This is a genomic window from Pseudomonas sp. BT-42-2 (assembly GCF_025847435.2).
Taxonomy (GTDB): Bacteria; Pseudomonadota; Gammaproteobacteria; order Pseudomonadales; family Pseudomonadaceae; genus Aquipseudomonas; species Aquipseudomonas urmiensis.
Genome location: NZ_JAOYTM010000015.1, coordinates 55,139 through 70,288, shown reverse-complemented (window position 1 = coordinate 70,288; position 15,150 = coordinate 55,139). Strand labels below are relative to the sequence as shown.

General features: G+C 61.9%; 12 protein-coding genes. 7 read left to right on the top strand and 5 right to left on the bottom strand.

Annotated features, from left to right (window positions below; genetic code table 11):
- Window positions 1-101: 101 nt before the first annotated feature.
- The gene (locus OIU19_RS18790; protein ID WP_264236284.1) at window positions 102-1,043 is read left to right on the top strand and encodes a folate-binding protein YgfZ; all 942 of its coding nucleotides are present in this window, start codon (window positions 102-104) and stop codon (window positions 1,041-1,043) included.
- A gap of 51 nt (window positions 1,044-1,094) precedes the next feature.
- Window positions 1,095-1,901, top strand: coding sequence for an HDOD domain-containing protein (locus tag OIU19_RS18785; RefSeq protein ID WP_264236283.1), 807 nt, complete (start codon window positions 1,095-1,097; stop codon window positions 1,899-1,901).
- Between the two features lie 117 nt (window positions 1,902-2,018).
- Here the strand turns inward: OIU19_RS18785 and OIU19_RS18780 are convergent, their stop codons facing one another.
- Window positions 2,019-3,398, bottom strand: a complete 1,380-nt coding sequence (locus OIU19_RS18780; protein WP_264236282.1) for a sensor histidine kinase — start codon at window positions 3,396-3,398, stop codon at window positions 2,019-2,021.
- Window positions 3,391-4,062: a response regulator gene (locus tag OIU19_RS18775; RefSeq protein ID WP_186556154.1), complete on the bottom strand. Its 672-nt coding sequence runs from the start codon at window positions 4,060-4,062 to the stop codon at window positions 3,391-3,393. Before OIU19_RS18775 ends, OIU19_RS18780 begins: the two co-directional genes overlap by 8 nt.
- Before the next feature lie 203 nt (window positions 4,063-4,265).
- On the opposite strand from OIU19_RS18775, the gene OIU19_RS18770 reads away from it, so the two are divergent.
- From OIU19_RS18770 to OIU19_RS18750, 5 genes are all read left to right on the top strand, one after another.
- Entirely contained in the window at window positions 4,266-5,555 is a 1,290-nt protein-coding gene (locus OIU19_RS18770) for an OprD family porin (RefSeq protein WP_264236281.1), read from the top strand.
- Between the two features lie 32 nt (window positions 5,556-5,587).
- Window positions 5,588-6,568 (top strand): tripartite tricarboxylate transporter substrate binding protein, encoded by a 981-nt coding sequence (locus OIU19_RS18765; RefSeq protein ID WP_264236280.1) that lies wholly within the window; start codon window positions 5,588-5,590, stop codon window positions 6,566-6,568.
- A gap of 221 nt (window positions 6,569-6,789) precedes the next feature.
- Window positions 6,790-7,248, top strand: coding sequence for a tripartite tricarboxylate transporter TctB family protein (locus OIU19_RS18760; RefSeq protein ID WP_264236279.1), 459 nt, complete (start codon window positions 6,790-6,792; stop codon window positions 7,246-7,248).
- Between the two features lie 3 nt (window positions 7,249-7,251).
- On the top strand, window positions 7,252-8,766 hold the full coding sequence (locus tag OIU19_RS18755; protein ID WP_186556150.1) for a tripartite tricarboxylate transporter permease: 1,515 nt from the start codon (window positions 7,252-7,254) through the stop codon (window positions 8,764-8,766).
- Window positions 8,759-9,793, top strand: a complete 1,035-nt coding sequence (locus OIU19_RS18750; protein WP_264236278.1) for an AbrB family transcriptional regulator — start codon at window positions 8,759-8,761, stop codon at window positions 9,791-9,793. The genes OIU19_RS18755 and OIU19_RS18750 overlap by 8 nt, the downstream gene beginning before the upstream one ends.
- A gap of 12 nt (window positions 9,794-9,805) precedes the next feature.
- Here OIU19_RS18750 and OIU19_RS18745 read toward each other — a convergent pair whose 3' ends face one another.
- The 3 genes from OIU19_RS18745 to OIU19_RS18735 all read right to left on the bottom strand — a co-directional run bounded on the left by OIU19_RS18745 (window position 9,806) and on the right by OIU19_RS18735 (window position 14,560).
- Complete coding sequence (locus OIU19_RS18745; RefSeq protein ID WP_264236277.1) at window positions 9,806-11,011, bottom strand: hypothetical protein; 1,206 nt, start codon at window positions 11,009-11,011, stop codon at window positions 9,806-9,808.
- A 376-nt stretch (window positions 11,012-11,387) separates the two neighbouring features.
- On the bottom strand, window positions 11,388-11,669 hold the full coding sequence (locus tag OIU19_RS18740; protein ID WP_264236276.1) for a hypothetical protein: 282 nt from the start codon (window positions 11,667-11,669) through the stop codon (window positions 11,388-11,390).
- A complete protein-coding gene (locus OIU19_RS18735) occupies window positions 11,669-14,560 on the bottom strand; it encodes an autotransporter outer membrane beta-barrel domain-containing protein (protein WP_264236274.1) in 2,892 nt (963 codons plus the stop codon). The genes OIU19_RS18740 and OIU19_RS18735 overlap by 1 nt, the downstream gene beginning before the upstream one ends.
- Window positions 14,561-15,150: the final 590 nt, after the last annotated feature.

Genomic DNA, 15,150 nt, shown 5'->3' with positions numbered 1-15,150 from the left:
GCGCGGCGAAGCCAGCGGCACAAGGCGTTGGTCTAGTCACCTACCTATTTTGTTACCGGCGTTCTATGATGGCCGCCAGTCTTTAGTAACCGCGATGACCCATGGCCGACTCTGCTTTCTTCTGCCCCCTGTCCCACGAGGGCATTCTCGCCGTCCGCGGCTCCGACGCGGGCAAATTCCTGCAAGGCCAATTGACCTGCAACCTCAACTACCTGAGCCAGGAGCAATCGAGCCTTGGCGCTCGGTGCATGGTCAAAGGCCGCATGCAATCGAGCTTCCGCATCCTGCCCGAGGGCAACGGCTTTTTGCTGGCGATGGCCAGCGGCCTGCTCGAGGCGCAGCTTGCTGACTTGAAAAAGTACGCGGTGTTCTCCAAGGCCAGCCTGAACGACGAAAGCGCGGCCTGGGTTCGCTTTGGTCTTGAACATGGCGACGCGGCCCTGCAAGCCTTGGGGCTGGCAGTGCCTGGCGATGCTGGCGCTACCGTTCGTCATGAGGGCTTGATCGCTATTGCTGTCTCGCCTGGACGCGTGGAGCTCTGGGCACCTGCCGAACAAGCCGCCGCCGTGGGCGAACGACTCGCCGCCAGCTTGCCCGAAGGCACTCTCAACGATTGGCTGCTGGGCCAGATCCGCGCCGGTATCGGCCAGGTCATGGAGCAGACCCGCGAGCTGTTCATCCCGCAGATGATCAACCTGCAGGCTGTCGGCGGCGTGAGCTTCAAGAAAGGCTGCTACACCGGCCAGGAAATCGTCGCCCGCATGCAGTACCTGGGCAAGCTCAAGCGCCGCCAGTATCGCCTGGCCCTGGCCCAGGACGAGATCCCAGCGCCCGGCACCGAAGTGTTTTCGCCCACTCACAGCTCCTCGGTCGGCGAAGTGGTGATCGCCGCGCATGCCCACGCGGGCTGCGAACTGCTGGCCGTGCTGACCGCCGACTCGGTCGAGGACGACAACCTGCACCTGGGCAGCCCAGAAGGCCCGCGTCTGAGCCTGCTGAGCCTGCCTTACGAACTGGACCGCGACCGGGAAATCCAACGCTGACCAGCCCGCCCCGCCTACCCGCGGGGCCGCCCCATTGCGGTAGAGAAATCCATGAACAAGCTGGCCGAGATGGTTCAAGCGCAGTTGCTCGCAGCCATCGACAACGATGACCTGGTCTTGCCGACCCTGCCGGAAGTCGCCCTGAGCATCCGCGAGGCCGCCGAGGACAGCGAAATCAGCGTGGCCGCGTTGAGCAAGGTGATCGGCCGCGACGCCGCGCTGTCGGCGCGCCTGATCAAGGTGGTCAACAGCCCCCTGTTGCGCGCCGCCGTCGAGGTCACCGACCTGCACACCGCGATTACTCGCCTGGGCATCAACTACAGCTGCAACCTGGCCATTGGCCTGGTGATCGAGCAGATCTTCCATGCCCGCTCACCGGCGGTGGAACAGAAGCTGCGTGATATCTGGGCCAATAGCCTGGAAGTGGCAGGCATCAGCTATGAGCTGAGTCGGCGCTACACCCAGCTCAAGCCTGACCAGGCCACCCTTGGCGGCTTAGTGCATCAGATCGGCGCATTGCCGGTGTTGATCTACGCCGAAGAGCACAATGAGCTGTTGTCTGATCCGGTCTGCCTGCATTACGTGATCGAGCAGATTCAACCAGTCTTGGGCGACAAGATTCTCAGCGCCTGGGAGTTTCCCGAGCAGCTGGTCAAGCTGCCGAGCGAAGTTCAGGACCTGGACCGGCGCACGGACAAGGTCGACTACATCGACATCGTGCAGATCGCCCGCTGCCTGAGCCAACGCGGCCGCAGCCGCCCCCTGGCCGCCCTGCCCGCTTATCGGCACCTGGGGCTGCCTTATGGGACTGAGTTGGATGTGGCGGATCTGCTTGAGGCGCGGAGTATGTTGCGCTAACGCCGCAGAATTGGCTCGTGGGAGCGGGCTTGCCCCGCGATAGTGCTCGGCAAGGCCATGTGGAGGCCCATTATGGCTATCGCGGGGCAAGCCCGCTCCCACGAGACCGTGTCGCATCTAGTCGGCAATGAAGCTCACCCGCACCTTCAAGCCGCCATTCTCGCCATCGTGCAAACTGATCTGGGCCAAATGTGCACGACAGATCTCGCCAACGATCGCCAAGCCCAGGCCACTGCCCTGCGCGCTGCGCCGATAGAAGCGCTCGAACACTCGCTCGCGCTCGTCCTCGGGTATCCCCGGGCCATCGTCCTCGACTTCCAGAACCGCCGGCGCCAGCACCCGCAGGATCACGTTGCCACCTGCAGGTGTATGAGCCAGGGCGTTGTCGACCAGATTGCTCAACAGTTCGTTGAGCAGGGTTGGCTCCCCCTTGAGCCACACAGGCGACTCGGCCTCCAGCGCTAGCGACACACCCCGTGCATGGGCCAGCGGCGCCATGGCCATACCCAAGTCGCGCGCCAACTGACTCAGGTCCAAGCGCTGGGCACCGCCCTCGGCAATCGCCCGCGCGCCATTCTCCACCCGCGCCAGGGATAACAGCTGGTTGGCCAAGTGGGTCAGCCGGTCAGTGCCTTGTGCGGCAGACTCCAGGGTCTGGCGCCATTCCTGCGGCTCGTGCGAACGCAGCCCCAATTCGACCCGCGCCTTGAGCGCCGCCAACGGCGTGCGCAACTCATGGGCGGCATCGGCGATAAATTGTGCCTGACGCTCGAACTGGCCGCGCAGACGCTCGGTAAAGTGATTGAGCGCTCGCACCAACGGACCTAGCTCGCGCTGCACCTGAACCACCGGCAACGCCCGCAGGTCATCAGGCTGACGCTCTTCCACCGCCGTGCGCAAGCGCTCCAGCGGGCGCAGCGCGGCGCTGATGGCAAACCAGACCATCACCAATGCGCCCAACGCCAGCATCCCCAAGCGCAGCAGGGTGTCGGCCATCAACCCGCGCGCCATACTCACCCGCGCCTCTTCGGTCTCGGCCACCCGAATCTCGGCCATGCCATTCATGTTCGGCTCGCTGACCGGCTTGAGCAGGCTGACCACGCGCACGTCCTGGCCGAGGTAGGTGGCGTTGTAGAAGCGCGCCAGGGCTGGATAGTCGTCCGTGCGTGGGGTGCCGGGGGGCGGTGGCGGCAGGTTCTCGTAGCCGGAGATCAGCCGCTGGTGAATATCCAACACTTGGTAGTAGATGCGTCCGGCGCTGTCATAGGCAAAGGTGTCCAGAGCCACGTAAGGCACATCGGCGCTCAAGGTGCCGTCACGCTGCGACAGGCCCGCAGCGATAGTGCGCGCCGAAGCCAGCAAGGTTCGGTCATAGGCGGTGTCGGCGGCTTCACGACCGTTCCAGTAGGCGCTCAGGCCGCTGGCCAGCATCAGTACCACCAGCAGCAACGCCAGGTTGGCCAGCAGGCGCCCGCGCAGGCTGGTGCTGTCACGCATCGCGGTGCTCGAGCAGATAGCCAAGGCCACGGAAGGTCACGATCGCCACCGGATGGCCATCGAGCTTCTTGCGCAGGCGGTGGATGTAGATTTCGATGGCGTCGGGGCTGGCGTCCTCATCCAGACCGAACACTTGGGCGGCCACCTGTTCTTTGCTCATCACCCGGCCCGGCCGGGCGATCAGCGCTTCGAGCACACCCTGCTCACGCGACGTCAGCGCCAGGTGCTCTTCACCCAAGCTGAAGCGGCGGGTATCCAGGTCGTACACCAGCGGGCCGCAACGTTGTTGGCGCTCGCCGCCCAACACACTGCGGCGCAGTAGCGCCTTGACCCGCGCCTCAAGCTCGGTGAGCTCGAACGGCTTGGCCAGGTAGTCGTCAGCGCCCAGGTTCAGCCCATGGACCCGATCCTTGACGTCACTGCGCGCGGTGAGCATCAGCACCGGCAGGGTTTTGCCGCGCGCACGCAAGCGGGCCAGCACCTCGAAGCCGTCCATGCGCGGCAAGCCGACGTCGAGCACAGCCACCGCGTACTCCTCGCTGGCCAAGGCCAGGTCGGCGGCGATGCCGTCGTGCAGCACGTCCACGGTCAGCCCATGGCTCTTGAGCGCCTGGGCCACGCTTTCGGCCAGTTGCAGGTGGTCTTCGACCAGCAGCACTCGCATCGGTTTTCTCCCTGCTTGGTTAGGTCGGGTGGCGCGGAGTGTACCGCCGTCATCGAGACTGTGAAGCCCCCGAGCGTTTCCTTTCACCCTGAAAGGTTAGCGAAAGGTTGGTTACCTAGCATCGCACCACGGTCGCTCCATGCGCCGACTATAAGCACCAGCAAGGTGCAAACCGATAAGAACAATAAACGGAGTTATCCTCGATGCTGCAAGCACAGCCGCAGGCGTTCGCGCCCACCCGTTCCCTTCGCACCCGTCCGTCTGCCCTCGCCAGCGCCTTTGCGCTTGCCGGTGTCGCACCTGTCAGCCAGGCCGCATTCTTCGAAGACAGCAGCGCCACCTTCGAAACCCGCAACATGTACTTCAATCGCGACTTCCGTGACGGCACCAGCAGCCAGCAGTCCAAGCGCGACGAGTGGGCCCAGGGCTTCATGCTCAACTTCGAGTCCGGCTACACCGAAGGTACCGTCGGCTTTGGCCTGGACGCGCTGGGCATGGTCGGCATCAAGCTCGACTCCAGTAAAGACCGCACCGACACCGGCCTGCTGCCGACCCATGATGACGGCAAGGCTGCCGATGAGTATTCCAAGCTGGGCCTGACCGGCAAGGTCAAGGTGTCGAAGACCGAGCTGAAGGTCGGCTCGCTGATCCCGGAACTGCCGACCCTGCAGCCCAACGATGGCCGCATCCTGCCGCAAACCTTCCAGGGCGGCCTGCTGACTTCCAACGAAATCAGCAACCTGACCATCACCGGTGGACGTCTGGAAAAAGCCAAGGACCGCAACGACACCAACTGGGAAGACATCGCCCTCAACAACAAGAACGGCCGTTTCGGTGGCACCTTCGCCGCCGACAACTACGACCTGGCCGGCCTTGACTACAAGTTCAGCGAGCGCATCACCGGCAGCTACCACGTCGCCCAACTCGACGATATCTATCGCCAGCACTTCGTCGGCATGGTCGCCACCCAGCCTTGGGGCCCAGGCACCTTCGGCGCCGACCTGCGCCTGGCGATCAGCGACGACCAAGGCCAGGCCCGCGCCGGCAAGATCGACAACACCACTGCCAACGGCATGCTCAGCTACGCCCTGGGCGGGCACAAGGTCAGTGGCGCCTACCAGCACCTGTCCGGCGACAGCGCCTTCCCCTATGTCGATGGCGCCGACCCGTACCTGGTCAACTTCGTCCAGATCAACGACTTCGCCGGGGCTGACGAGCACTCCTGGCAACTGCGCTACGACTACAACTTCGCCTCCTTAGGCATTCCCGGCCTGACCTTCATGACCCGTTACATCAGCGGCGACAACGTCAGCCGCGCCGATGGCAGCGAGGGCAAGGAGTGGGAACGCAACACCGAGTTCAAGTACGTGGTACAAAGCGGCCCGTTGAAAAACGTCGCCGTGCGCCTGCGAAACGCCACCTTCCGCTCCAACTTTGCCCGCGACGCCGACGAAGTGCGGCTGCTGGTGAGCTACAGCGTGGCGCTGTGGTAACCCAATAACAACAATGCTCACGGAGATAGACGATGACCTTTTCACTGCGCCGCCTCGTCCTCGCCACTGGCTGCCTGCTACTCGCTGGCAACGCCCTGGCCGCTGAACCGAAACGCCCCGAATGTATCGCCCCGGCCTCCCCTGGCGGCGGCTTCGACCTGACCTGCAAGCTGGTGCAAAGCGCCTTGGTCAACGAGAAGATCCTCAGTAAACCCATGCGCGTCACCTACATGCCTGGCGGTGTCGGTGCGGTGGCCTACAACGCCGTAGTCGCCCAGCGCCCGGGCGATGCCGGCACCCTGGTGGCCTGGTCCAGTGGCTCGTTGCTCAACCTGGCCCAAGGCAAGTTTGGCCGCTTCGACGAGAACGCGGTGAAATGGCTGGCGGCGGTGGGCACCAGCTATGGCGCCATCGCGGTGAAAAACGATTCGCCCTACAAGAACCTCGACGATTTGGTCGCGGCGTTGAAGAAAGATCCGAGCAAAGTGGTGATCGGCTCCGGCGGCACCGTCGGCAGCCAGGACTGGATGCAAACCGCGCTGATCGCCAAGGCCGCCGGGATCAACCCGCGCGACCTGCGCTACGTAGCCCTGGAAGGCGGCGGCGAAATCGCCACCGCACTACTCGGCGGGCACATTCAGGTCGGCTCCACCGACATTTCCGACTCGATGCCGCACATCCAGAGCGGCAACATGCGCATCCTTGCGGTGTTCTCCGAGAACCGCCTGGACGAGCCCGAAATGAAGAACATCCCCACCGCCAAGGAACAGGGCTACGACATTGTCTGGCCGGTAGTACGCGGCTTCTACCTGGGGCCAAAGGTCAGCGATGAAGACTACGCCTGGTGGAAAGCCTCGTTCGACACGCTGCTCAAGTCCGAAGAGTTCGCCAAGCTGCGTGACCAGCGTGAACTGTTCCCGTTCGCCATGACCGGTGAAGAGCTCGATGGCTATGTGAAGAAGCAGGTTGCTGACTACAAAGCACTGGCCCGGGAATTTGGGTTGATCCAGTAAATGAACCTGCTGGGTGCCTTTGCTTAAGACCGGTATTAGCCGCTTTCGGGCTGCTATGCAGCCCTTCGCGGGCAAGCTCGCTCCCACAGTTCTTCAGACCGACGCGGTCCCTGTGGGAGCGGGCTTGCCCGCGAAGAGCCGCACAGCGGCTCCAGAACCTCAGCAGCAACCCGCCCTAAAGCCCGGCACCGTGCCCCAATACCCGTATCGAGGATTCCTTGATGATCCTGCAACGCCTGTTCGCCCTGATTCTGCTGGCGCTCTGCGCCGCTCTGGCAGTGATGGCCTGGCCTTACCAGGCCGCGTTTTCCTATGAACCGGTAGGCCCACGCGCCTATCCCTTGCTGATGCTCGGCCTGATGAGCCTGGGCCTGCTGTACCTGGCCTTTCGCCCCACGCCCATCGTGCACAAGGACGACGAGCCCCCACTGGACCGCGAAACCCTGCTCAAGATCACCGCCTGCGTGGGCCTGCTGATCGTCTTCGCCAGCACCTTCGAGGCCCTGGGCTTCGTGCTCAGCGCAATCCTGGTCGGCGTGCCGATGGCCCGCCTGTACGGCGGCCGCTGGCTGCACAGCGCGATCGTCGTGGTGGGCATGAGCCTGTTCCTCTACTGGCTGTTCGACCGCGTGATGGACGTGCCCCTGCCCCTTGGCCTGCTTGACGTTCTGGAGAACTGACACATGGATACCTTGAGCTACCTCGGCCAGGGCTTCGGCGTCGCCCTGAGCCCGTACAACCTGGTTACCGCCCTGACCGGCACCCTGATCGGCACCGTGGTCGGCCTGCTGCCGGGCCTGGGGCCAATCAATGGCGTGGCGTTGCTGATCCCGATTGCCTTTGCCCTCGGCCTGCCACCGGAGTCGGCGCTGATCCTGCTGGCGGCGGTGTACCTGGGCTGCGAATACGGCGGACGCATCAGCTCGATCCTGCTGAACATCCCCGGTGAAGCCTCAACCGTGATGACCACCCTCGACGGCTACCCGATGGCCCGCCAAGGCCTGGCTGGGGTGGCCTTGTCGCTGTCGGCCTGGAGTTCGTTCATCGGCGCTTTCATCGCCACCTGTGGCATGGTCCTGTTCGCGCCGCTGCTGGCGAAATGGGCGATCGCTTTCGGCCCGGCCGAATACTTCGTGTTGATGGTATTTGCCATCGTCGCCCTCGGCGGCATGGCCGGCGACAAACCGCTGAAGACCTTTATCGCCGCACTGATCGGCCTGTTCCTGTCGGCGGTCGGCATCGACGCCAACAGCGGCGTGTACCGCTTCACCGGTGACAGCGTGCACCTGGCCGACGGCATTCAGTTCGTGGTCTTGGTGCTTGGCTTGTTCTCCATCAGCGAAATCCTTCTGCTGCTGGAAAAAACCCACCATGGCCACCAAGCGGTCAAGGCCACCGGGCGCATGCTGTTCAACTTCAAGGAAGCGGCTTCGGTGTTCGTGGTCAACATCCGCTGCGGCCTGCTTGGCTTCATCATGGGTGTGTTGCCGGGTGCCGGCGCGACCCTGGCCAGCGCGGTTGCCTACATGACCGAGAAAAAGATCGCTGGCGCCAAGGGTAATTTCGGCAAGGGCGATGCCCGAGGCCTGGCGGCCCCGGAAACCGCCATCGGCGCCTCCTGCTGCGGCGCCCTGGTACCCATGCTGACCCTCGGGGTGCCCGGCTCGGGCACCACAGCGGTGATGATCGGCGCGCTGACCCTGTACAACATCACCCCAGGCCCGATGCTGTTCGAACAGCAGCCGGACATCGTCTGGGGCCTGATCGCGTCGTTGTTCATCGCCAACATCATGCTGGTGATCCTCAACATCCCGATGATCCGCATCTTCACCCGCATCCTTGCCGTGCCGAACTGGGCGCTGGTGCCAGTGATCGCCATCATCACCGCGATCGGCGTATACGCCGTGCATGCCACTACCTTCGACCTGTTCCTGATGGTCGGCATCGGCATCATGGGCTATATCCTGCGCAAGCTGGATTTCCCGCTGTCGCCGATCCTGCTCGGCTTCATTCTCGGTGGTTTGATGGAGCAGAACCTGCGTCGCGCCCTGTCGATCTCCAACGGTGAGCTGGGTATTCTCTGGTCGAGCCCGATCAGCATGGGCGTGTGGGTGCTGACCATTTGCATGCTGAGCCTGCCGCTGCTGCGCATCTGGCGCCGCCGCAGCCTGCAACGTCGGGCCGTGGCGGATGCCTGATCGGTCGTTGCCGCTGTTCTGGGCCACCGGGCTGGTCGGGCTGGCGGGCGGGTATCTCGCCAGCCTGGTCGGCTGGCCTTTGCCATGGATGGTCGGCTCGTTACTGGCGATCATCCTGGTGCGCTGCCTGACGCCCTGGCAGCTGACGGAGATCCCCAACGGGCGCAAATGCGGCCAATGGATCATTGGCGTCGGCATTGGCCTGCACTTCACCCCGGCGGTGATCGAGCAGGTGGCCGGGCATTTCACGTTGATCGTGTTTGGCGCGCTGTTCACTACAGTGTCGAGCGTGATCGGCGTGTGGCTGCTGCGGCGCACTGGCGAGGACCGCGCAACGGCGTTTTTCGCCAGCATGCCAGGCGGTTCGGGCGAGATGGTCAACCTCGGCGCGCGCAATGGCGCGGTACTCAGCCAAGTAGCTGCGGCGCAAAGCCTGCGGGTGCTGGCGGTGGTGTTGTGCGTGCCGGCGCTGTTCAAATTTCTAGTGGGCGATGGCGTGCCGCTGAATCACGCCAGCAGTGTTAGCTGGGGCTGGCTGGCGTTGATCGCACCGCTGGCCGTGCTGGTGGCGCTGGGTTGGCAGCGCCTGCGCCAGCCCAACCCCTGGTTGTTCGGGCCATTGTTGGTGGCGGCCTGCGTGAGCCTTGCCGGCAACCTGCAAATCGCCCTGCCCAATGGCGCCAGCCAGATTGGCCAGTGGTTGATCGGCAGCGGCCTGGCCTGCCATTTCAACCGGGCGTTCTTTCGCCGTGCCCCCTCGTTTTTGGGTCGTACTTTGGTTGCCACCGCATTGAGCATGCTGATTGCCGCCAGCGCCGCCTGGGCGTTGAGCAGCCTTACCCATCTGGACTTGCGCTCACTGACGCTGGGCATGATGCCTGGCGGCATCGCCGAAATGAGCCTGACGGCCGAGACCTTGCAACTGTCGGTGCCGCTGGTGACAGCGATGCAGGTCATGCGTTTGCTGTTCGTGCTGTTTTTGGCGGAGCCGTTGTTTCAGCGTTGGAGTGCCAGCCGCCAAAAGTAACGAGCTCAATACTCAGGAACATATAACGCCTTCTCGCACCACCCGGCTGTACCTTACAAGGCAGGGCTCGGAGCGGATCACCGCTCCATTTCCTTGGGTGACGATAAAGCTGCTGACAAAGCTGCCGCTAGGCAACGGCACGGCAGGAGTGGGTTGCTGGGCCCTGTTGTAAAACATGATCTGGTTGTAGTCGACAGTATGGAAAAACCGGCCCGCACTGGCCTCGCTTGTCGTCACTGTATGAGGGGCACAATACTGCTGATCGACCAACGCTGTACCCAGGCTACCGGCAGAGTACTGAAAAATGATGGTAACCCTGTCGTTCTCGGCCAGCCTGGGCTCGATGATTTCGAGCCTAATGCCATCCCAAGGCCTGGTAATGCAGTTAAGGACACCCGTTCGTGCCACAGCAGTACCCGGTCGTTGGTTTTGTAGTTGATTGTTGAGAATAGCAACGTACCTGACGAACGCAGCGATGTTGACCCTGATCGTGGTGGGGGGTGAGCGTTGAAAGTTGCCTGCATGGGTCGCAGTGGCATCAGGATAGATTTCATAAAAAATCTGCTTCTGCCCATTACCTTGCGCAAGCAAAATTGCATTGGGCAGCGTCACGACAGCAGTGCCGCCTGGGGTTTCAGTGCCAACCAGTGTACGCACTTGTGCCGCGAGCAACTCCACCCCGTCGTAGAAGAACCTTACGAAGTGACCGGCCGCCAGCCCTTGGTAGAAGGTGAAAGTAATATCAGCATTTGCACCGCCAGCCACATCGCGCTCGGTAATTTCATTAACCGTTGGCGAAATACGACCTCGAACTGAAACTGGGGTAAGGCTGGGGTTGACCGGTCCTCGATCAACGGGTACTGGGCCCACTGTGCGAAGATCCAGTGGCACGACCGCACGCGGTGAAGTCCCACGTGGCGTACCGTCTCGATACCATACGTATTCAACATGCAGCGTGTATGCGGACTGGCCGAAAAGCAGGGGTACCGCCAGATCTTCCCACTGCGCCGTTACGCTACGTGGATCGGCTGCGTAGAGCACCGTGAGGGTTACCACATTGCCCATGTCGCCGGCAGATGCGGGATCGATGAGACGGAGCAGGCGCACCTCTATACGATCAGTTGCCTGTGCACCTGCAATATCCGGTACTCGGATCTCCAGCCCATTACGGGCTATTACCCGGTCCACCCTAGCCACAGCAATTATGGGCGCGAGCAAGCCTCCCCCAGGAGCCAAGCGCAGCTCGACCCTACGTGGCCTGGAGAGCGTTGATCGCCAGGCACCTCTACGCACCAACTGATACTGCAGATCCCATAGGCCGGTGCCCAAGCTGAGCAGTCGTTCTGCGGGTATACCCACGTCATTCGGCCGGGGCCCGGGCCGACCTAGGTTGTCAATTGGCCAGAACACCACCGAATAAAGTACGTTTGCTCCGACCAGGATCACCAGGATATCGCCTGGCAAGGCGCTGCTGGCCAGGGGTACAGCAAACCTGATAACCGGCTGCGGATCTTGTGGCCGTTCCAGATCAGCGCGGGTCAGGACAAGCGGCTCTACAAAGCCGACCGGTACGCCTAAGGCAAGGGGTATGACCTCAATGGAAGACGCGGCCTTGCTGCGACATATCCTTGGCATTGGCGTACTCGCTTGTTTTACGCAACGGGCGCTGGTGCATCTGGGGCAAACTGTGAATGACATCCTCAGGGGAGACGACTGGGTTGCTAGCGGCAATACCGCAATCGATGAATTTTGCGCGAATCGCCACCAGTGCGAAACTGGCAGAACTGCTAGGTAGTGCTTCAGCCCAAGCTAATCCCAAGAATTGACACCCCATAAAAAAGGAAGCCGAAGCTTCCTTTTCTCTAACCGCGCTCATCAGAAATCGTAGCGCACACCCAGGTTCACCCCGTAAGGCTGCTCGATGTGCTTACCATTGCTGTACTCCACATCCGCATGCACACGCAACTGCTTGGACAGCGCCAGCGACACCCCCGCCCCCAGCTCAGCACGAGAACCGGACAAGTCATTGTTGAACACGTTATTGTTCACCTGTACTTCGTTGCGCTTGACGAACTCGTGGGCGAAAGCGGCCTTGACGTAAGGCTGGAGCATGCCGCCGCCATCGAGCGGGATGGTCTTGCCGACAGTGGTGCCGACCTTGCCCAGCAGCGACCTGGCAGTATCACCTTCGGCGCGCAGACCGTTGTCGAAGCTGTAGTCCTTGCCAGCTACCACGGCTGTGGCCACCTGGGCGAACGGCTCGATGAAGTAGCCATCGTTGAGCTTGATGTGCTTACCGGCCTCAACCGAGCCACTCAGGCCGTGGGTGTCATAGTCGCCCTTGGTCCGGGTCGAGTCGCTCAGGCCGACCTTGGCGTTGTTCTGGTAGCGGTTGTACTTGACCACGGTATCGACGTAGTAACCGGTCTCACGGTCCAGCCAGGTGGCGTAACCGCCCAGGTAGTAGCTGTCGACCCGGCCGGAGGTGCCATAGTCGAGGTTCAGGTCCGAGCGGCTGGTACCACCCAGCACACCCACCAGCCAGTCGGTCTCGGCCACCTGCATGTCGGCGCCCAGGCTCAGGCCATGTTGGTTTTGCTGATAGCCAGCACCCGATGACGCGCCGCTGACGTTGTACTTGTTGCCATAGGCGCGCATCCACAAGCCGGCATCGCGGCCTTCGCTGTAGCGCAGCTCACCCATGCGGCTGCGCAGCGAGCTCAGTTCACCATAGGCCACCGTGATCGGGGTATTGAACAGGGCCATCACCGAACGGGTCATCGGCGAGATGGTGCGGGTCTCGCGGTTGAGTACCCAGTCGTTGTTTTCATCCTTGGTCATTTCATAGGAGTAGGCGCCTACATCCACTCGGTCGCGGTCGTTGAGCAGGTGGAACTGAGCTGTGCCATCTTGCGTTTGCACCAGGCGCATCGACTCCACAGTGGCCTCATTGCCGCTGCTGGCGACCAGCAAGCCATGATTGCCGCTGGAGCTGCCGGTAACGATCAGTTGATCGGTTTCACCGCTGATAAAATCACTGCCCATGACGAACGTGCCGTTGCCGGACAGGTTGTTCACCGTCAGTTCATGGAAACTTGAGGTATCGCCGAACGTCACTTGGCCGCCGTTCAAGGCCAGGTCACCGACGCTGCTGTTTCCGTTCAGGGTCCAGTTCGAGCCGCTGGCAACGTTAGCGTTGCGCACGTTGTTCAGCGTACCCAGCAAGGTCGAGTTATTGACCAAGCTGACGTCAGCAATTGCGTCGGAGGCGGCGGTGACGTTACCGGTCATCTGGCCCTGGTCCAGTGCAAGGCTGAGCGAGCCGGTGTTGGTAACCGTGGCATTGCCCGTCAACGCCGCCTGGTTGAAGGACGCAGTAGTGGTGCCGGCCGAATCGATGTTGCCCTGCATGGCGCCGCCGTTGAAGGACAGATTGAGCTTGCCTGCATCGGCGACCACGGCATTACCGGTCAACGTCGCTTGACTGAAGGTGCTCGTAGCAGCGCCTGCCGACTGAATATCGCCGGCCATGCTGCCGCCATTGAGGGTCAGATCAAGGGTGCCGGTGTCAGTGACGATCGCGTTGCCGGTCAGTGCTGATTGGCTGAGGTTCGCTGTGACAGTACCGGCAGACTCGATGTTGCCGTTCATGCGTCCATCAGTCATGTTCAGGTTGAGCGTACCGCCGGTAGCGGCCACGGCATCGCCGGTAAGCGTCGCTTGATTGAAGGTAGCTGTGGCAGTGCCGGCAGACTCGATATCGCCAGCCATGCTGCCGCCGTTCAAGCTCAAGCCAAGCGTGCCGCCGTTGACGACCGTGGCATTACCGGTCAAGGCCGTTCGCGTGAGGTCGACCGTTGCACTGCCAGCGGAGTCGATGTTGCCGTCCATGCGCCCATCAGTCATGGTCATATTGAGCGTACCACCGGTAGCGGCAAGGGCATTGCCGCTCAGCGTCGCTTGATTGAACGTAGCCGAGGCCGTGCCGGCAGACTCGATATCGCCAGTCATGCTGCCACCGCTCACAGTCATGCCAAGCGTGCCGCCGTTGGCGACTGTGGCGTTGCCCATCAACGCAGTTCGCGCGAGGTCAACCGTTGCGCTACCAGCGGAGTCGATGTTGCCATCCATGCGCCCATCGGTCATGGTCAGGTTGAGCGTACCACCGGTAGCAGCAACGGCATCGCCGGTCAGGGTCGATTGATTGAAGGTGGCCGTGGCATTGCCAGCAGACTCGATATTGCCGGTCATACTGCCTTCGCTGAATGACAAATTCAGCGTACCGGTATCGGTAACCACAGCGTTACCGGTCATGTTCGACTGTTCGAAACTCACCACTGCAGCACCGGCAGAATCAATGTTGCCGTTCATGGCCGCGGTGTCAGTGAACCTAGCGGAGGCATCGCCCAGTTCTCTGACATTCAGATTGCCGTTGAGCGTCGACTGATCGAGTGACGCATCGAGCGTCCCCGCAATCTGAAGATGGCCATCGATCTGTGAATTGTCGAAAAGCAGGTCGCCGAGGGCTTGCTCAGCAACCGTGACGCCGCCTACCAGCCGAGAGTCTTCCACTACAGCGGCAAGGTTACTGGTACGCTCCAGGTCAAGTGCGACGCCATTGTTACCGGTCAACGTCGAGCCATTGCTCACTTGCAGGGTGGCCTCGGTGCCCCCTCCCACCGCGATTGCCGGGCCATTTACGCCTACCACGTGGGAATTATCCAGCGTCAGTGCTGGCACGTTGACTGTCGGACTCTCTTGCGCCATGCGGATGCCTGCAGTTTGGCCAGTGATGACACTGTTATCAGTGACATTGGCGCTGCCTGCGAGCAGTCGCAGCCCCACCCCGTTGGGTCTGGTTGCCGTGATCTGTGAGCGCTGAATGATTAACTGACTGCGGTTAGACGCTTGTGCGCCGGCAAAACCGCCACTGATTTGACTGTCGCTTATGCGGGCGATGGAGCCGACGGTCAAGCGCCCCAATAAAAGCCCCGTCTGAGTGGCCGACGTGATGTTAGCGTTGCCAATAGTCGCTTGACTGTCCACGAGTCTGATAGCGTTAGAAGTCGGCGCCGTCGTCGTGCCGCTAAGAATGTTCAATGTAGATTGAGAGGATTGTATTGCCCCTGTCTGCGCACCATCGACCGTCAATACCGAAGCGGCATTCAAGCTGTAGGTATCCAGAGGAGTGGTCGCATCAATAGTCAGGCTCTGCCCAGTTAGATCCCGTGCATGCAGGGGGCTGGCAGCCAATGTCAGTAAACTGATAACACCAGCGAGGGACAAGGCAATTTGTTTTTCCGGGCGAGTTCGGCAGTTTCGCATCTTCGAGCTCCAATTCGGGCATGAGATGTACA